We start from the raw sequence: 18,516 nt of genomic DNA on the forward strand, positions 1-18,516 counted from the left end.
CTCGGGTGGTGTGATGGTTCGTTGTGGTTCGGGTGGGGGCGATCGGGGGACCAATCGGGCGGCACCTTTTTTCAGTGCTGGCTTTCGGTTAGTTGGGCGACTGAACGGGCAATGATGATTTCTTCGTCGGTGGGAATGACTCGAACACCCACTCGCGAAACCATCGGAGAGATCACGGGTGCGTTTTCAGCGTTCCGTTTCTCGTTCAACTCGATGCCGAGAAATTGCAACGACTTACAAATGCGGTCTCGGATCTGGGCAGCGTTTTCGCCAACTCCGCCAGCAAAAACGAGTGTGTCGATTCCGCCCATGGCCGCCGCGTAGGATCCAATCAGCTTCTTGGCTTGGTAACAGAACAATTCAATCGCTTCGGCGGCTCGGATGTCGGTGGATTCGATCGCCAATAGGTCACGCATGTCAGAACTTGTTTCCGATAGCCCTAGCAAACCTGATTCTTCGTTGGCCATCTGATGGAACTGGTCGGGAGTCATGCCTTCGTGCTGGATCAGGTAGCGAAACACACCGGGATCAAGGTCGCCGGACCGAGTTCCCATTGGCAATCCGGCCAGCGGTGTGAACGCCATGCTGGTATCGATGCATTTGCCATCGCGAACCGCTGCCATGCTGGCACCGTTGCCAAGATGCGCCAGGATCACACGACCGCTGGTTGCCGATGGATCGCCAAGTCGGCGCAGTTCCTGCATCAGGTAGGAATACGACAAACCATGAAACCCATAGCGTTGGACACCCTTGGCTTCATATCGACGTGGGATCGGCAACTGGGTGGCCACCCGAGGCATGGTGCGATGGAATGCCGTGTCAAAGCAAACCACTTGTGGGACGTTCGGGACACGTTGCCCAAAGGCCTTTAAAATTGCCAATTCGCCCGGCAGGTGATCGGGCGCGTAGGGGCAGACCTGATGCAATTCTTCGATCAACGCGGGCGTCACGATCTGGGGCTGCGTCAGATGCATGCCGTGAACGATGCGATGTCCAATCGCGGTCAAGTCGGCCAGGATCTTTCGGGAGTCCAGCCAATCGGCCAGAAACTCGACGGCGGCAACGTGGTCCGAGGCCGTGCAATCGACGGTTTTCGTTTCATTCACATCGTCGTTGAAGGTGAATTGCGTCGATGCGAAACCGATGCGATCGATCTTTCCCGTCAGACCGCGTTGTAGCGAATGCCCGAAATGGTACACGGCGAACTTGATGCTGGACGAACCGCCGTTGATGGTCAAAATCCTTCGGTTGCTCATCGTTGCCACCGGATCAGGTCCAGTTCTAGCGGTACGTTGACGCCGGCGTGTTGCGGCACCAGACGTGGCGTGAACTCGGTCGCAGGACGGGCAGCCGGTACCGTTGTCCGGTAGGTCGCCCAATGCGAATCCGCATTGTCGGTGGATTCGTTTCGAGTCATTTCTTGACGAACGATCGGCGATTCGTCTTTCGAATCTGCGTACAGTTCCACTCGCACAAAGCTGGGGTCTAGACCATCTAGATAAAGGTCCACGTCGAAGACATGCTGTTCCGGGGTCGTTTCAATGCGCACGTCTCCGAATTTTAACGAAGCCCATTTCTCACGCACGGATCGTTCCCAGTGGACAATGTTGGTACCCACGGTTCCACCCAGCAAAGTTCGATCACGCAGGTTCTTGGCAGCCGGTAGGTAGTGTTGTTCGGTGTACTGGCGAACGGTCCGAACGGCAGAGAATTGGGGCGTCAACTGGGACATGCTATTTCGCATGCGGGCAAGCCATCGGTTCGGGATGCCTTGGTCGTTGCGTTGATAGAACTCGGGGACGACCTCGTTTTCAAGAATGTCGTACAGTTGTTCCGCTTCGACGGCATTCCAAGCCGGATCGTCGCCGTGTTCTTTTCCGTCGCCGATCGCCCAGCCAACGTCCGGCGTGTACGCCTCCGCCCACCAACCGTCCAATTCGGAAAGGTTGATTCCGCCGTTGACCAGCACCTTCATGCCGCTGGTCCCGCTGGCTTCCCAAGGCCGTCGAGGCGTGTTGACCCAAACGTCCGAACCTTGGACAAGATGTTCGGTCAACAACATGTCATAGTCGCTTAGGAAAATCACGTGCTGTCGCGCGATCGGATGTCGGATGAAATCGATCCACTGGCGAATCAGATCCTGTCCGGCGTTGTCGGCTGGATGCGCCTTTCCCGCGATGATCAGTTGCACGGGGCATTCGGGATTGGTTAGCAAACGTAACAGCCGATCCGGGTCGTGCAGCAATAGATTGGGGCGTTTGTAGGTTGCGAAACGGCGCGCGAAACCAAGCGTCAGCGTGTTGGGGTCAAACAGATGCTTGGCTGCTTCGACGTCTTCCGCAGATGAACCCGATGCCGCCAATTGCCGTGATAGTCGTTGACGGGCATAGTTGATCAGCGAGTGAGTCGAGTCGATGCGAAATTGCCACAATGTTTCGTCCGACACTCCGCCAATGTCACACGCCAATGTTTCACCGGTGCCAAGCCAACGGTCTTTGCCACAGGATTGCGTCCAGACTTTGTCGGCCGTTGCCGAGTCCCAGCTGGGCATGTGAACGCCGTTGGTGACGTGCCCCACCGGCACTTCATCTTCGGGCCAATGAGGGAACAGTGGGGTGAAGATGCGGCGACTGACTTCGCCGTGCAAACGACTGACCCCGTTCACGCTGCCGCTGCCTCGGATTGCCAAATAGGCCATGTTGAAGGATTCGGATGCGTCGGTCGGGTTCTGTCGCCCCAGTGCTAACAAGTCATCGATCGAAATGCCCAGCTTGGCCTGCGCATAGCGCCCCAGGTACTGTTCGATCAAGTTCGGTGCAAAACGATCAAATCCAGCCGAGACTGCGGTATGGGTGGTGAACAGGTTGCCGGCTCGCGTCACCGCCAACGCGACATCGAACGGTTGACCTGTGGTTTCCATGAAACCGCGGGCGCGTTCCAGCACGGCAAAGGCGGCGTGCCCTTCGTTCAGATGGCAAACCTCGGGATCGATTCCCAGTTCCGTTAGCAGCCGCCATCCGCCGATGCCTAGAACCAGTTCCTGCTGCAAACGCAGTTCGGCGCCACCGCCATACAATTCGCTGGTGATGCCGCGATGGGCCGGAAAGTTGGCTGCGTCGTTACTGTCAAGCAAATACAGCTTCACACGACCCACTTGAACCTGCCAAGCACGCAGCCAAACCGAGTACCCAGGAAGGTCCACCTTCAGACGCAACCATTCCCCCTCGGCATCACGCAGCGGCCGGATCGGTAGCTGGCCGGGGTCGTTGTAGGGGTACAGGGCATGCTGTTGCCCGGCGTCGTCGATGGATTGGCGGAAATAGCCTTGCTGATACAGCAGTCCCACGGCTACCACCGGCACGCCCAGATCACTGGCCGCCTTCAATTGGTCGCCGGCGACGTTGCCCAGACCGCCCGAGTAGATGGGCAACGCCTCGCTAAGCATGAATTCCATGCTGAAGTAGGCGGCACACTTCAGTGGTGAATCGGCGTGCGTTTGTTGGAACCAAGCCGGTTGCTCGGCCGTTTGCTTGCGAACGTTTCGCAACTGATCGACCTTCGCACGAAAGTCGACGTCCGCCAGCACGTGTTCGATCTGCTTTCGTGAAACGGTTTGCAGAACCACCCACGGATTGTGCGTGATCTCCCAAAGCTCTGCATCTAGCCGACGCCAAATTTCGTCGGTCGCATGGTTCCAGGATGACCGTAGATCCAAAGCCAATTCGGCCAATGCTTCGAACCCGTCAATTTTGACAGGAAGCAGGTCGTAGACCGGGTTCACATTTCGTGGGTTTCCAGACATTCCTTATTCTGCCAACCATTTGCGAGCTTCGTCGATTTCGCTGACGTCAAAATAGCGAACGGAACCTGTCGTGAACGGTTTGCAAAAGATCGCCATGCCGTGTTCCCACTTCTTTTCGCCCACGATCGCTAGCCGTTCAATGTCATTGAAGTGCTTGGCGTCAAACTTGACGTCTTCCCACAGGGCGGCGGCTTCCCAGCCATGGAAATCGTGCATCTGAAACAGGATCCTCACTTTGCCATAGGCTTCGATCTGCCGTTCGACCGATGGCGTAAAGAGGGCGTAGGCAGCACGGTCCAGTTTCCCAGAGACGCGAATCTCCAACAGGTTTCCATCTTGGACTTCACTCAGTTCAACCGACATGACATCACCTTAGGTTCGGAATGGATACAACGATTCAGCGTCCGAAGCGAACGCTGAATCGTTGTATCGCAACTGAAGTGCCAAAGAACAAACGGCGGAGCCCGGACCGTTGAACGGGGCATTGGGGACCGTTCTCTGCCCGGTATCGCGCGAACCACATCGATGGCGTCCCATTGGGGCCGTAGACGCACACCTCCTGCGCCCGTATGTGCTCAGTCGAGCGTTTGGCCTGCCATTTGTATAGATTATCGCTGTCCCAGCGAGCCTTCACCGCCAAAGTCAACTCCATGAACTACGCCGAAATATTTACACCCACCGCTGCAGCCATGCTGTTGGGGGGCGTCATCGGAATCGAACGACAAATCAGCGGTCACTTTGCTGGCTTGCGTACGCACATGTTGGTGTCCTTGGGGGCGGCGCTGTTCATCTTGAGCTGCCGAGAGTCGACGACCGGGGCCGAGTTTGACTTGACCCGCGTGGTGCAGGGAATCGCTGCTGGTGTCGGGTTCATCGGTGGCGGGGCGATTCTGAAGACCGGACAAGAGCACAAGGTGCATGGATTGACGTCCGCAAGCTCCGTCTGGCTGTCCGCGGCAATCGGTACGACCTGTGGCCTTGCCCAATATCCGTTGGCCGTGACCAGCGCCGTGATGGGGCTCTTCATTTTAACGGGGCTGCGCCCGGTCGAAGGTCTCTTTGCGAAGCCGAAGAAAAAGACCCCAAAGTCGCCGCACGGTGGCACGCCGAAGTCGTCTAGCAGGGACGACCAAAGTTTCACGGACGACTAAGGCTACTCGCCACGTACCGGCATGCGATTCGGCTGCACGCTGATTTCGCTGCATACTGATTTCGCTGCACACTGATTTCGCGACACACTGATTTCGCCGTATCGTGAACGAGCCAATGCGGCTTTGGCCCAAGTGAGTCCTGCGGGACTGGGTTGCAGTTCCGTGATCCGTTCAGGCGGGGGCCTCGATCAATCGTAGTTGATCATGATGCCGAGACGATTTCGTCTTGCAACAAGGCATGGAACTGAGACGCATCCAACGTCTCGGTGCGTAGCAATTCCTGCGCGACGCGGTCGAGTTGTTCGCGGTGGTCATCCAAAATGCGTTTCGCATCCTTGTAGGCGTCGGCGAGCAACTGTTTTACCTCAGCGTCAATGTGATCGGCCGTGTTGTCGCTGCAATCAAGACCGCCGGCATTCAAGGACGAATCGCCCAAAAAGACGTTCTCGCGGCGCCCGCAATGGGTCAGCCCAACGGCATCACTCATTCCGTACATGCAGACCATTTGCCGAGCCATCGCTGTTGCACGTTCCAGGTCGTTTTCCGCACCGGTGCTGATTTCGCCAAACTGAACTTCTTCGGCGGCCCGGCCGCCCAGCAATCCCTTCAATCGGTCCAGCAGCTCTGCCCGGGTCATCATGAACTTTTCATCGGTTGGCAGTTGCAACGTGTATCCCAACGCCGCCTTGCCTCGCGGGACGATGCTGATTTTGTGCACGGGATCGGCGTGCTGGCTGTAGGTGCCGACCAACGCATGCCCCGTTTCGTGATACGCGACACGCTCTTTCTCCTCGGCGCCTAAACGTCGACTTTTACGTTCTGGCCCGGCGACGACCTTCTCGACCGCTTCCTCCAGATCCTGTTGCGAAATCGTGGACGACAGGTGCCGCGCACTCAGCAGTGCCCCCTCGTTCATCACGTTCGCCAGATCGGCCCCCGAAAATCCCGGTGTTTCGCGAGCGATGCGTTCCAAGTCAACGTCGTCGGAAAGTGGCTTGTTGCGAGCGTGAACGGTCAAGATTGCTTTGCGTCCGACAAGGTCGGGAGCGTCCATGACGACTTGGCGGTCAAATCGACCAGGCCGCAGCAAGGCTTTGTCCAGAACGTCGGGGCGGTTCGTTGCGGCCAACAGGATGACGCCGACATTGGCTTGGAATCCGTCCATCTCGACCAGCAATTGATTCAATGTTTGCTCGCGTTCGTCGTTGACGTTCCCGACATGCACACCTCGTTGGCGGCCGATCGCGTCGAGTTCATCCAAAAAGATGATGCACGGTGCATTTTGCGTCGCTTGACGAAACAGGTCGCGAACACGCGATGCACCGACGCCGACAAACATCTCGACAAACTCGCTGCCGCTAAGCGAATAGAACGGCACCTTGGCTTCCCCGGCGACCGCTCGGGCCATCAACGTTTTGCCGGTTCCCGGCGGCCCCACCAATAGAACACCTTTAGGGATTTTGGCTCCCAACGCCGTGTACTTGTCGGCATGTTGCAGGAAATCGACGACCTCCTGCAGTTCGTACTTTGCTTCGTCGCATCCGGCAACGTCATCGAACGTCACACCGGTATCGCTGTTCACCGCCAGCTTCGCTTGGCTTTTGCCAAATCCCATCACGCCTTGGCCGACCGAGGCCACGCGTCGCGAAAGAAAAGTCCACAACACGAACACCAGAGCAATGGGAAGCACCCAAGAGATCAGGAAGTTGGACAGAAAGCTGGGCCGTACTCCGGTGTACGTTACATTCGCCGCGGTCAGTTCATCGACCAACGTCGGGTCTTCCACGCGGACCGTTCGGAAATGGAGAAGGTCTTTGGCGTCCGCTTTCTGCTTATCGGAGGCAACCTCCGTGGACTTTGCGGGGGCCGTGTCGGATGATGCGGCCGCCTTAGAATCGGTGTCCGGCTTTGTTTCGGCAGGCTTCTTATCGCCTTCGTTCGAACCGGCATTTTGATCGTCGGGGACTTTCGCCTCGACTGGTTCCACCGCTTCCGCATCGGGGACGTCAGCCGACCCCAGAATCTCGGTTTCCCCGATCTGGCATTCTTCGATCACATCGCTGGCGACGTACGATTTGAATTGGCTATATGGAATCGTGTGGATGTTCAACGCTCGCGAAAAGTCTTGCCAAAGCCAAACCGTCATCAGCGCCATCATCGCGAACCAGATCATCGAACGCCAATCGTTCGATAGATCGGGTTTCGAGTTCGGCCCCTGATTGTGTGTCGTAGGGTCTGAGGGGGAGTCTGCGTTTTTGTCCATGTTGCCGATCGTTCCTGCCTACCTGTTTAGTAGTACGGGTAATACTGGGTTGGCTCGTACGGGGTGACTTTGTAATGCGATTCCAAGAAGGTCACGAGGTCCGAGAGCTGCGTGATGGTCAGTTCGTCGTTGTAGGTTCGCATTTTGGACTTGTCGCCGTCCTTGATTTCATCGTCCGTGTAATGCACCGCGAATCGGTGCGACGGGTTGATGATGGATGTGACTAATTCGCCGTAGGTGACGACCACGAACTTTTTACCACCCAGGGCAACGATCGTTTGGTCGGGATTCTGGGGCTGATCGAACTCGACACCATCGACGGTGTGACAGGCGGCGCATTGCAGTTCGCTGAACAGCTGCTGACCGCGTACGGGGTCACCTTCGGGCAAACTGAATCCTCTGCCGGATTTCGGATCGGGCGCGCAACCGCATGCGGCCAACATCAGCAACGCGATGGGGATGATGAGAACTTTCATGGGTGGGCCTCTTGCTGGGATGGTGAGGGAACAAAACGTAAATCGCTACCTTTGACCGTATCGTTGGACAGCACGGGGGGCGGAACAACGCCGTGTTTCGAAAGTTGCGAAGGGATCGATTCACGGATAGACGTGGCGGGTTGGATCGCATCGTTGACCGGGATAACGATGGGTACGCCGGTCGGGATATCCAGATGGACAATCTCGTCATCCGAAACGTTATCGAGATATTTGACGAGTGCTCGTAGTGTGTTTCCATGAGCAACGATCAAAACGCGATTGGCGGCATCAAATGCTGGGACAATCGACCGGTGCCAGTACGGCAGCGTCCTTTCGATTGTGTCCTTCAGACTTTCGCCCAACGGCAGTTGATCGCTCCGCAACTTGGCATAACGTGGGTCACACCCTGGGAATCTCTTGTCACCGACGGTTAACAATGGTGGCCGAACGTCGAAACTTCGGCGCCACCGTTGAACCTGTTCTTCGCCAACTCGTTCCGCCATCTCGTGCTTGAATTCACCCTGCAGCGATCCGTAGTGTCGTTCGTTGAGACGCCAGCTACGCTGCACGGGGATCCACATTTGATCCATTTCTTCTAACGCCAACCAAAGCGTCTTGATGGCTCGCTTTAGCACCGATGTGAACGCGATGTCGAATTGGATTCCTTCGGTTGCCAGTCGGCGCCCCGACTGGATCGCTTCGGCGTGTCCCTGGTCCGACAATCCAACGTCGGTCCACCCGGTGAATCGATTCTGTAGGTTCCAGACGCTCTGGCCATGCCGAAGCAGCACCAGCGTCTTTTGCGATGGATTATTCATTGAACACGATCAATGGTTTTAACACTCCGTCTTCTTTGGTTTCCATCAGATGCAACGCCTTGTCGACATCATCAAAGGCGAACTTATGAGTCGTCAGCGGTGACGGATCGACTCGTCCACGCTCGATCAAACCTAGCAACCGAGACATGCGGACGTTTCCGCCGGGGCACAGTCCCGTTCGGATCACCTTGTCGCTCATCCCGACGCCCCACTCGACTCGCGGGATGTCGACGCTGTCACCGTGGCCAAAGTAGCCGGCAACGGAGATCGTTCCGCCTGGGCGAGTCGCTTTGACGCACGCCTCGAAGGTTGTTTGCCCGCCGAGGCATTCGATCGCTGAATCAACGCCGACGCCGCCGGTCAGCTTGCGGATCTCTTCCAGCGGATCGACTTGGGTGTAGTCCAGCGTCACGTCCGCACCGAAATGACGCGACATTTCCAAGCGTTTGGCGACACCATCGACTCCGATCACCAATCCGGCACCTAGTAGTCGAGCACCCACCGTGGCCATCAAACCGACGGGTCCCTGCGCGAAGATGACGACCGTGCCGCCCAGCGGGATGTTCGCGTGCTCGGCCCCCATGAACCCGGTCGACATCATGTCGCAGGCATAGACCGCGGTGTCGTCGCTGATCGAATGAGGTATAGGAGTCAGGTTCGCACTGGCATCGTTGACGTGGAAGTATTCGGCAAAGTTACCGTCCTTGGTGTTGGCGAACTTCCATCCACCCAACATGTCTTCGCACTGCGACGTGTATCCGCGTTGGCAGTTTTGGCAGTGAAAGCATGGCGTGATCGCGTTGACGGCCACCCGGTCCCCCTCCTGGAACCCGCGTACCTCGCTGCCCAATTTGGCGACCACACCCACCGCTTCATGGCCGAGAGTCAGGTTGGTTCGGTCTCCGATCGCGCCCTTCAACGTGTGGACGTCGGATGTGCAAACCAACGCGCGAGTGGTCTTGACGATGGCGTCGTTCGGGCCGGGTTCAGGAATGGGCTTGTCTGTGAACCCGACTTTCCCGATTCCTTCCATCACAAAGGCTTTCATCATCTTGGCCATCGCCGTCTCCGCAAAACTAGGTGTGGGTAACATTTTGAATCTGGCAGACTGCGTAAACGCAAACACCGTGCCAGCGGAATGTCGGGGCGATGGCAACCCCTTTCTACGCTGCAGTTGTGTCGCTATCGCTCGGTGGCACATCGCGGTGTCCACTATCGCGCGAATGTGCAAACGGGATTCATCGATAGACGTTGGGAAGTCAGCAAGACATCAGGTGTGGGGACGCCGCACGCTGGTCGACAACCGACTTTGGCACGTGACATGCGTAAGCCGCTCCCGATGAAGTCATCTCTTTGTTCAGTGCCACTCGTTTGAAGACGTTCGGTCCCCATGGCATCGAAGGTTCTCTTCGGTTTTGACAAAGGGAATGGCTGTTTCCGCACAAACATTGTTGAAGGTAAGCCGAGCGATGAGCAATACTTCTCAGTCGACCACCCAGGTTTCACCACTGCGTGGCGTGCTGGTTGGCGTCGATGGCAGCGTCCATGGCCATGTTGCCATCGACCTGGCCGTGCAACTGGCCAAACAACATGGCAGCCGATTGGTTGGAATCGATATCGTTGACGAAGACGCCACGCAATTTGGTGACTACGGGGTGATCGACGAGAAGGCGGAGGCCGAACGCAAGGAAGAAATTCAACGCATGATCCAGCGGGCCAAACAGAGCCTGGACGTCTTTGAACAACGCTGTGGCGAAGCAGGAGTCAACGGCATTCGCTGCCGAAAGGCCGGTGATGCGGCTCAGCAAATTGTGATCGAGGCCCAGCGTTGTGACTTGATCGTGCTAGGGCGTGAAACGCATTTCTATTCGGAATGGCGTCCCGACACGATCGTTGGCAATGTGCTGCGTCACGCGTCGCGACCCGTCGTGACGGTCCCGTTATCGCTGCCGCGTCAGCAGAATGTGCTGGTCGCCTTTGATGGCAGCCGTGCAGCCGGCAACGCCTTGTTCGCATTTGTCGCATCGGGACTTGGCATCAGCCAAAAGGTTCATGTTGTGAATGTTGGCAGCGATGCGGAATTGGCGGAATCGGTTGCAAAACCAGCCGTCGATTTTCTGGATCTGCACGGGTACGACTGCGCACTGCATGCCGTCGTGTCCGCTGGGAAAGCCGACAAAATCTTGCTGGATCACGCCGCCAAGCTGGATGCCGGCATGATCGTCGCTGGGGCATGCGGCCATGGGAGGCTTCGCGAGTTCATCCTTGGATCCGTCACAAAAACGCTGATTCAGGAATCGCAGGTTCCCGTCTTCCTGTTTCACTAAGCGGCGGCAATGCCTTCCCTGGGATGCCTCCCCCACAGCCGGAATGGAGGCAGGCTGAATGCCTACTTGGCGGTGTTGGCGAACTGGACAATTTGCTGAGCGTTGAGGGCACCGGACTGTCTTGAAACTTCCGTTCCCTGTTGGAACAGGATCATGGTCGGGATTCCTGTAATTGCGAACTGCGATGCTGCCACGGGCGCCGCTTCGGTGTCCAACTTTGCCAAGATGATCCGCGGCGACAACTGCGCCGCTGCGTCTGCGAATGCGGGTGCCATCATTCGGCAAGGGCCGCACCAAGGTGCCCAGAAGTCCACAAGAACGGGCACATCGGTTCTGGCGATGAATTTGGCGAAACTTGTCTCGGTCAAATCAATTGGACGCGTCGGCAACAGGGCCTGTTTGCACTTTCCGCAGACAGGCTTGTCGTGCAACTTCGAATCCGGCACTCGATTCACGGCCGAACATGCAGAACAGACTAGATTCATGATTCGGATTCCTTTTTTGCTTTCGCCAATGTTGTTGATTCTAAGTTGATGCTGAATAGCAACCGAAAGCAACCGGAGTGCCAAGTTCGACATTCTTAGTTTGGGAATCGATCGGCGGATCAGAAGGGCAGCAGGCACAGCGGTTTGGATGTGCGAACGCGGTCGTGTTGTGCGATACTGCACACCTTGGTCAGCGATGGGCGGCATGCAAAGCAGCCGAGGGATCGCGTTGGAGAACCAACCGGATCGTCCATGTCATCAGCGAAAGACCGATCAAGCTGGTCTTCCGCATGGTCGACGCCATCTTTGGACGCAGTGTCACGATTGGACGACTCGTATGATTTTCTTTACTTGCCATCTGTCGCCGTGCATCACGCGTTGGCATAGCAAATGCAACCCAAGTGAAGGGTCGCTCGGAAAGTTGCTGACGGACGCCGACGCATGAATGGAATTTGAACGTCGGATATTTTGCATCTACTAATTGTGTGGCCTAGAGAGTCTCGAGACATGCCGATTCGGAATTTAGACAAGATTTTTGCCCCCCACAGCGTTGCGGTTATCGGGGCGAGCAAGCGTCCGGCCAGCGTTGGAAACACGGTTCTGTTGAATTTGGTCGATGGCGGATTCACCGGCTCGGTGTACGCGGTGAATTCAAAGTACCAAGAAATTGGCGGCGTGGCATGTTTTGGTGCGGTCGGCGAAATACCCGACCCAGTGGACTTGGCCGTCGTCTGTACTCCGGCGGTGACGGTGCCGGATATCGTTCGCCAGTGCGGCGAAGCGGGCATTCGCGGCGTTGTGATTTTGTCGGCCGGTTTTCGGGAAGCATCCGAAGAGGGTGCGAAACTAGAAGCTGAAATTCTAGCCGCTGCGAAGCATTTTGACGGCATGCGGATCGTCGGCCCAAACTGTCTCGGCATCATGGCTCCGCATCAGTCGCTCAACGCAAGCTTCGCGAGCGATTCGCCTCAAAAAGGACGTGTCGCGTTCATCTCTCAGTCGGGGGCACTGTGCACGGCCGTTCTTGATTGGGCGATTCAAGAAAATGTTGGCTTTTCGAACTTCGTCTCCGTCGGCAACATGCTGGATGTGGGGATCGCCGATCTGATCGACTACTTTGCGACCGATGGCTATACCGAATCGATCATTTTGTACATGGAATCGATTAGCAAGGGCAGGGAGTTCATGTCGGCGGCTCGCGCGTTTGCACGTGAAAAGCCGATCATCGCGTACAAGGCAGGCCGGTTCGCCCAGTCGGCCAAGGCGGCCGCGTCCCACACCGGTGCGATGGCGGGCGTCGATAGCGTTTATGAAGCAGCGATGGCACGCGCCGGCATCGTGCGCGTGTTCGACGTCGACGACTTGTTCGATTGTGCCGAACTGCTTGCTCGCCAAAAAACTCCATCCGGCCCTCGTTTGGCAATCATCACCAACGCGGGCGGCCCCGGTGTGATGGCAACCGATGCCCTGTTGGATCGGCACGGCGTTTTGGCGGATCTTTCCGAAACGACGATTGCCAAGCTGAACGAGAAACTTCCCGCGTCCTGGTCGCACGGCAATCCCGTGGATGTGATCGGCGATGCCCCGCCCGAACGTTTCTCGGCGGCGGCGGAGATTGTGTTGGCCGACGAGGGCGTCGATGGCGTGTTGGTGGTTCTTTCACCTCAGGCAATGACAGACCCAACGGGTGCGGCCAACGCTGTCATCGAAGTCGCGAAACGGTCTCACAAACCACTGATCGCGGCGTGGATGGGGGGCGGGAAAGTTCGCCAAGGGATTGAACTTCTGAATGATGCGGGGATTCCGACCTATTCGTCGCCGGAGAAAGCCATCCGCGCGTTCATGCATCTTGTGTCGTATGCGCGGAACCGCGAAACGCTGTATGAAACGCCGCGAGAGGTTCCCATCGAGTTTTCGCTGGATCGGAAAAAGCTACGCGATGTGTTCGATACCGTTTTCAATGAAGGGCAGGACGTTCTTAGCGAGTCAGCATCCAAGACGCTTCTAGAAGCGTACGAGATCCCCGTGACGAAGACCTCGGTGGCTCGGTCAGCCGAGGATGCGGTTCAGTGTGCCACCGCCGTTGGCTATCCCGTTGCGCTGAAAATCTTCTCGCCCGATATCACACACAAAACGGACGTTGGCGGTGTTGAGTTGAATTTGGCAAATTCCGATGCGGTTGCCGGAGCGTTCAATCGAATCTTGAGCCGAGCAAAGCAGCATCGACCAACCGCACGTCTTGAAGGGGTTACCGTTCAACATATGTTGGTTGCACCCAACGGACGCGAATTGATCATCGGTGCCAAACGCGATCCAGTGTTCGGGACGGTCTTGATGGTGGGGGCCGGTGGCACCAACGCAGAACTGTTCCGCGACCTATCGTTGGAACTTCCGCCGCTCAGTGAACGTCTTGCCCGACGCATGCTGGAATCGCTGCAGGCGTGGCCACTGTTGCAGGGGTATCGCGGCCGTCCCGGTGTCAATCTGGATCGGCTGGTCGAGGTGCTGATGCGTTTGTCGTACTTGGTGGCGGATTATCCCGAGATCGTCGAACTGGACGTCAATCCGCTGCTGGTGACCCCCGATGACGTCATCGCTCTTGATGCCAGGATCGTGCTGGACCGTCAGACGATTCTTCATCCCGTTCGCCCGTACTCGCATCTGGCCATCCGGCCCTATCCGAATGAATTTGCCAAGATCGTGAAGCTGAAAGACGGAACGTCCGTTTTGCTACGCCCGATCAAGCCAGAAGACGAACCGATGTGGCACGATCTGGTGGCCAGCTGTTCGTCCGAGTCGCTGCACCTGCGTTTTCGGTACATGTTCAAGGCAACGACGCATGCAATGGCAACTCGTTTCTGCTTCATCGACTACGACCGAGAGATCGCGATCGTCGCTGAAACCCAAGTGGACGGTGAGCGACGACTGATTGGCGTCGGGCGTTTGGTGGCCGATGTCGACCATCGCGACGCAGAGTATGCGGTGCTTGTCAGTGATCCTTGGCAGGGGAAAGGGCTGGGATCGTTTCTGACGGACCACTGCCTAGAAATCTGCCATCAATGGGGGATTCGATCCGTGATTGCCGAAATGGCCATGCAAAACGATCGCATGATCCGAATGTTCGATCATCGTGGATTTGAAATCGATCGTCGCCATGCTTTTGACGCCGTGGTGGCTCGCAAGAAACTCGCAGTGCAAAAGAAATAGCCCCGCATTGCCGGTGTGGCCAAAGTCGCTGAACGCTAGTTGGTTCGCGGCGTAGTGTGTCAGTTTTCTTCTAGCAGTTCTTCCAAATGAACGGTAACGCAGTCCGACAGGGCGTGTGGGTTGTAGCCTCCTTCGAGCACGCTGACTAGTTTTCCGTCGGCATGTTCGTTGGCGACATCTAGAAGCGCACGAGTGATTGCTTGATAGTCGTGCGTTTCCAGCCCCAGCGAACCGACCGGGTTGTCCTTGTGAGCATCAAAGCCAGCGCTGACCAGAACCAGTTGTGGCTTGAAATCGTTTGCAAAAGATTTCAGTTCACGTTCAAAAACTTTTAGCAATTCTTCTCTCGTGGTTCCTTGTCGGATCGGCACATTCAAGTTGGTACCGATTCCCGCACCGGCGCCGATTTCTGTCGCCGATCCGGTTTCGGGATAAAGAGGGGAACCATGAATCGAGAAGTACGCGACGCGCGGATCTTCCCAAAAAATTGCTTGTGTGCCATTTCCGTGGTGGACATCGATGTCGACGATCAAAACTCGTTCAGCGCCCAATTCTCGCGTCGCGACCCGGGCACCAACAGCGACATTGTTGAACAAGCAAAACCCCATCGCGTGCTCTGGCATCGCGTGGTGCCCAGGTGGGCGAACCAGGCAGAATGCGTTTTTGTCTTCGCCGCGGACCACTCGTTCCACCGCATCGCACACCGCGCCCACCGCCAAACGAGCGACCTCGTACGATTTCTCGCTCACCACGGTGTCTTCTTCGATAAATCCGCCACCGTTGGTTGCGAATTGTTGGACGTATTCCACATGTTTCAGGGTGTGGGCGTAACAAAGCCTTTCGACCGACGCAGGCTGCCATGATGGACGGCGACAACTTGCATCGAGTCCGACAAAGCTCAGGTGCCGAACGACAGCGCGAATGCGTTCCCCGTTTTCGGGGTGGTCGCCCGTCACGTGTTCTTGAAAAACCGGGTTGTAGTAGAACAGTGTCATTTGGTTAAACGTTTCCCCATTGCTGCCCTCGCAGCGCTCTCTGCAGTGTTTGGTTCCGATTCAAGTGTTTGTCTTTTTCGTTTGTGTTGGCCGAGGATCAAGCTAGCGTGCGGGCCGCTTGTTGGTAACCAAAGTCGATCAATTCGTCGGCGCGGTGGAACTCCAGCATTTTGCACCGGTTTTTCGGGATCACAATCACCTTGTCCGGTGGAGATGCCGCAATTTTCAATCGCGCGATCGTGGATTGCATCGCATCGAACGCGTCGTTGACCACGTCAAACGCTGCCCACTCTTGTTCGCCCGAGCTTCCCAGCGATTCTTTCATCTGCGAAATGAATCCCTGTAGCCGATCTCGAATCAATGACGGAGCCGTCTTTTCCAGCGGCAGTTGCGTCTTTGGGTCGATCGGGTCATCCACCGATCCGCCCGCGTCCACCGCAATGGTCATGTCCGTGTGATCGCGAAAGGTTGGTGCGATCGGCATGGGGTTCAACACACCGCCATCGATCAAGTCGACCCCGTGCCGTCTGAATGGGGTGAACAGGATCGGCAACGAAATCGACGCGCGGATGGCGTCGAATAGAGGACCTGATTGAATCCAAACTTCTCGCTGTCGTTTCACGTCGGCAGCCACCGCAGTGAACGGCACCGGCAAGTCCTCGATCTGTTGGTCACCCACCAGTTCGGCCAAAGCGTTGATGATGCGGTCTCCGCGAACCAACCCCGTTCTGCTCCACGCCACATCCAATAAAGTGACGATGTCCAGACGGGTGATGGCCCGTGCCCACTGTTCGTATTCGTCCAACTTTCCGGCGGCATGCACACCACCGACCAAAGCCCCCATCGAACATCCCGAGATGGAACGAATCTGGTATCCGTGTTCCTCTAGCCAGTGAATCACTCCGATATGTGCAAGCCCGCGGGCACCGCCACTGCCCAAAACCAGTGACACAGTCTTTTGCTTTTCGATGTTCATTGACCCCTAGACTGCCGCTTCCAAGGCAGCCTTCAGAATCGCCACTTGCGCCATCGCGGTGTGGTGGTGTTTCTTGATGCGTTCATGAGCCTCTTGCTGAGTTTGGTGTAGTTGTGCCTGCTTGGCGTGTTGGGCGTTCAGCGGATCATCGGCGACATTTTCAGGATTATCCTTCAGGCACGCCGCCAAGCTCTTCTCGTGATGCTCTAAGCTTTCTTCGAGTGCCAGCAGTGTGTTGGCGTGGCTCTCTAGAGACTTTCCATGATCTTGGATGCGTTGCATGGTTTCTTGCAATTGAACCAGCGCGGTTGAGTGTTCTGTTCGCCAATTTTGAATATCGTCTTGCCAACACGCCACATCGCTTTGCCAGTGACGGTGGTCTGCATGGGTTTCAGCGGCTGATTGTGTCTTCACGTTCATCGTGCCAGTTCCTTGGGGCTATCGGGCGGTTTCTTGTTTTCGGACAATAAGAAAAGCAACACACGTGCCAAACGGAACCGGATTCGCTTGGGGACAGGAACCAAGAGAGAGCTGATTGCTGCCGAAAGACGTCCTGCCAAAGCCGTTCGATTGTGTTCGCAAGTTTCGATACACCCCAAGTTCATAGGCACGAGGTATTCCAGCTGATGTCCAAAAATTTGGGTTCTTTGTTGGAGGAGATTCACGAGCTGGAGCGCGCCGTTTCGGACAAAATCCAACAGACGAAGCAAGATCTGCCGTTCGAAATCGCACATGGGCGGGCATTCTTTCGCCCAGATGTGCGGCGGCGTCACAAGATCATGGCTAAACGAGCGTGGCGGACCATTCGCGAATCTTCGTTTCTTACCTTCGCCACGGCGCCGGTGATCTATTCGTTGCTGATACCGATTTCACTGCTGGACCTGCTGGTGACCGTGTACCAATGGACCTGCTTTCCCATCTATCGGATTCCCCGAGTTCGCCGCGACGAATACGTCGTTATCGACCGACATTTGCTGGGCTATTTAAACGTGATTGAAAAAATCAATTGCATTTACTGTGGCTACGGCAACGGCGTTTTAGCGTACGCACGCGAAATCGCGTCACGGACAGAACAGTATTGGTGCCCGATCAAACACGCCAAGCACGTCAAAGGATGTCACGCACGCCAATGCCTCTTTTGTGAATTCGGAGATGCCGACGGGTATAGCCGCAGTTTCACCTCACTCAGGACCCAGTTCAGTGACTTGGAGGCTCCCGAAGCATCGCAGTAGAGCGTGATTCACGCTGCGATGATCGTTCAAGTGCGATCTCACATCTGGGGTTTCTGCACGCAATTCTTCCGGTAACGGTCGACTTGCGTCGCGGGTCGTCCGACGGTCATGGACGAGGGTGAAGCACTTCGGTGCGATCGATTCCAAGGGATTGGCACCGTAGTTGCATTCTAAGATTTCTGAAAACGACTTTGAAATTAGGATGGAAACCATGGCCACTCGTATTGATCAGAGAAGCACCGCTGTCAACGAAACGAACGAACCCGATCTTGGGGAACCGGATGCGCATGTGATATCGCGTCATTTGCGTACCGGCACTCGTGCGCTGCTGATCGCATTCATTGCGGCAACGATTCTGCTGTTTCTGTTCTACCGACAAGCTGCCTATCTTGCTGCCATCCCGGTGCCGATATTGGCTGCTGGGTTGATCATCGTGAACGAATTGGAACGTCGATCACGAGCTTCGGCACTGCGGGAAGCTCATCAGACGCAGATCAGCCAAAGTGAGATCGAAGCGGACGTCGAAACGGCCGGCATCGCAATGGCTTTGAAGATTTTGGGAGTCCTGATGCTCGGTACCTTCGTCATCGCAGCAGCGTTCTTTGACTCGGCAGTCTTGGGGATCGGTGCCGCCGTCGCGCTGCTGTTGGTTCTGTTGATCGAACTTCCGTTTTTGCCCCTGATGATTTCCGAGTCCCAACGGGACGAACGAGAAAAGTTGACCGGAAAACGTGATTGATCACGTGTGGGCCCGGTGAATCGCGTGGGAATCGCTGGGCTTCGC

18 protein-coding genes are annotated in these 18,516 nt (G+C 56.4%); 6 read left to right on the forward strand and 12 right to left on the reverse strand.

Going from position 1 to position 18,516, the window contains the following annotated elements; all coding sequences use genetic code 11:
* Positions 1 to 71 precede the first annotated feature (71 nt).
* The 3 genes from K227x_RS02425 to K227x_RS02435 are packed head-to-tail and all read right to left on the reverse strand — an operon-like array spanning position 72 to position 4,165.
* Positions 72 to 1,256 carry an acetate/propionate family kinase gene (locus tag K227x_RS02425; protein WP_145167910.1) on the reverse strand — a complete coding sequence of 395 codons (1,185 nt, stop codon included), beginning with the start codon at positions 1,254 to 1,256 and terminating at the stop codon, positions 72 to 74.
* Positions 1,253 to 3,802 (reverse strand): alpha-glucan family phosphorylase, encoded by a 2,550-nt coding sequence (glgP, locus tag K227x_RS02430; protein WP_145167911.1) that lies wholly within the window; start codon positions 3,800 to 3,802, stop codon positions 1,253 to 1,255. Before glgP ends, K227x_RS02425 begins: the two co-directional genes overlap by 4 nt.
* A gap of 3 nt (positions 3,803 to 3,805) precedes the next feature.
* Positions 3,806 to 4,165: a SpoIIAA family protein gene (locus K227x_RS02435; RefSeq protein ID WP_145167912.1), complete on the reverse strand. Its 360-nt coding sequence runs from the start codon at positions 4,163 to 4,165 to the stop codon at positions 3,806 to 3,808.
* A gap of 287 nt (positions 4,166 to 4,452) precedes the next feature.
* Between K227x_RS02435 and K227x_RS02440 the strand changes: the two genes are divergently transcribed.
* Positions 4,453 to 4,953, forward strand: coding sequence for an MgtC/SapB family protein (locus K227x_RS02440; protein WP_218933715.1), 501 nt, complete (start codon positions 4,453 to 4,455; stop codon positions 4,951 to 4,953).
* A 202-nt stretch (positions 4,954 to 5,155) separates the two neighbouring features.
* On the opposite strand, the gene ftsH is transcribed toward K227x_RS02440, so the two are convergent.
* The 5 genes from ftsH to K227x_RS30185 all read right to left on the reverse strand — a co-directional run bounded on the left by ftsH (position 5,156) and on the right by K227x_RS30185 (position 9,907).
* A complete protein-coding gene (gene ftsH, locus K227x_RS02445) occupies positions 5,156 to 7,126 on the reverse strand; it encodes an ATP-dependent zinc metalloprotease FtsH (RefSeq protein WP_218933716.1) in 1,971 nt (656 codons plus the stop codon).
* Between the two features lie 116 nt (positions 7,127 to 7,242).
* Complete coding sequence (locus K227x_RS02450) at positions 7,243 to 7,692, reverse strand: c-type cytochrome (protein WP_145167914.1); 450 nt, start codon at positions 7,690 to 7,692, stop codon at positions 7,243 to 7,245.
* The gene (gpmA, locus tag K227x_RS02455) at positions 7,689 to 8,510 is read right to left on the reverse strand and encodes a 2,3-diphosphoglycerate-dependent phosphoglycerate mutase (protein ID WP_145167915.1); all 822 of its coding nucleotides are present in this window, start codon (positions 8,508 to 8,510) and stop codon (positions 7,689 to 7,691) included. The genes K227x_RS02450 and gpmA overlap by 4 nt, the downstream gene beginning before the upstream one ends.
* The gene (locus K227x_RS02460; RefSeq protein WP_218933717.1) at positions 8,503 to 9,603 is read right to left on the reverse strand and encodes an NAD(P)-dependent alcohol dehydrogenase; all 1,101 of its coding nucleotides are present in this window, start codon (positions 9,601 to 9,603) and stop codon (positions 8,503 to 8,505) included. Before K227x_RS02460 ends, gpmA begins: the two co-directional genes overlap by 8 nt.
* 166 nt (positions 9,604 to 9,769) lie before the next feature.
* Positions 9,770 to 9,907 carry a hypothetical protein gene (locus K227x_RS30185; RefSeq protein ID WP_218933718.1) on the reverse strand — a complete coding sequence of 46 codons (138 nt, stop codon included), beginning with the start codon at positions 9,905 to 9,907 and terminating at the stop codon, positions 9,770 to 9,772.
* A gap of 72 nt (positions 9,908 to 9,979) precedes the next feature.
* Between K227x_RS30185 and K227x_RS02465 the strand changes: the two genes are divergently transcribed.
* A complete protein-coding gene (locus tag K227x_RS02465) occupies positions 9,980 to 10,837 on the forward strand; it encodes a universal stress protein (protein ID WP_218933719.1) in 858 nt (285 codons plus the stop codon).
* A gap of 62 nt (positions 10,838 to 10,899) precedes the next feature.
* On the opposite strand, the gene trxC is transcribed toward K227x_RS02465, so the two are convergent.
* A complete protein-coding gene (trxC, locus tag K227x_RS02470; RefSeq protein WP_145167917.1) occupies positions 10,900 to 11,322 on the reverse strand; it encodes a thioredoxin TrxC in 423 nt (140 codons plus the stop codon).
* 77 nt (positions 11,323 to 11,399) lie between these two features.
* Here trxC and K227x_RS02475 point away from each other — a divergent pair, with 77 nt between their 5' ends.
* Together K227x_RS02475 and K227x_RS02480 are read left to right on the forward strand one after the other, a co-directional pair.
* Positions 11,400 to 11,663: a hypothetical protein gene (locus K227x_RS02475; protein ID WP_145167918.1), complete on the forward strand. Its 264-nt coding sequence runs from the start codon at positions 11,400 to 11,402 to the stop codon at positions 11,661 to 11,663.
* A gap of 166 nt (positions 11,664 to 11,829) precedes the next feature.
* Positions 11,830 to 14,529 (forward strand): bifunctional acetate--CoA ligase family protein/GNAT family N-acetyltransferase, encoded by a 2,700-nt coding sequence (locus tag K227x_RS02480; protein ID WP_145167919.1) that lies wholly within the window; start codon positions 11,830 to 11,832, stop codon positions 14,527 to 14,529.
* Positions 14,530 to 14,588: 59 nt separating this feature from the next.
* Here K227x_RS02480 and K227x_RS02485 read toward each other — a convergent pair whose 3' ends face one another.
* The 3 genes from K227x_RS02485 to K227x_RS02495 all read right to left on the reverse strand — a co-directional run bounded on the left by K227x_RS02485 (position 14,589) and on the right by K227x_RS02495 (position 16,920).
* A complete protein-coding gene (locus tag K227x_RS02485; protein WP_145167920.1) occupies positions 14,589 to 15,524 on the reverse strand; it encodes a histone deacetylase family protein in 936 nt (311 codons plus the stop codon).
* 97 nt (positions 15,525 to 15,621) lie between these two features.
* Positions 15,622 to 16,476, reverse strand: coding sequence for a patatin-like phospholipase family protein (locus K227x_RS02490; protein WP_218933720.1), 855 nt, complete (start codon positions 16,474 to 16,476; stop codon positions 15,622 to 15,624).
* Between the two features lie 30 nt (positions 16,477 to 16,506).
* Positions 16,507 to 16,920 (reverse strand): hypothetical protein, encoded by a 414-nt coding sequence (locus K227x_RS02495; protein ID WP_145167922.1) that lies wholly within the window; start codon positions 16,918 to 16,920, stop codon positions 16,507 to 16,509.
* 206 nt (positions 16,921 to 17,126) lie between these two features.
* On the opposite strand from K227x_RS02495, the gene K227x_RS02500 reads away from it, so the two are divergent.
* The gene (locus K227x_RS02500) at positions 17,127 to 17,732 is read left to right on the forward strand and encodes a hypothetical protein (protein WP_145167923.1); all 606 of its coding nucleotides are present in this window, start codon (positions 17,127 to 17,129) and stop codon (positions 17,730 to 17,732) included.
* Positions 17,733 to 17,943: 211 nt separating this feature from the next.
* Positions 17,944 to 18,471 carry a hypothetical protein gene (locus K227x_RS02505; RefSeq protein ID WP_246146452.1) on the forward strand — a complete coding sequence of 176 codons (528 nt, stop codon included), beginning with the start codon at positions 17,944 to 17,946 and terminating at the stop codon, positions 18,469 to 18,471.
* The last annotated feature ends 45 nt before the right edge of the window (positions 18,472 to 18,516 follow it).

This window comes from Rubripirellula lacrimiformis, assembly GCF_007741535.1.
Classification (GTDB): Bacteria; Planctomycetota; Planctomycetia; order Pirellulales; family Pirellulaceae; genus Rubripirellula; species Rubripirellula lacrimiformis.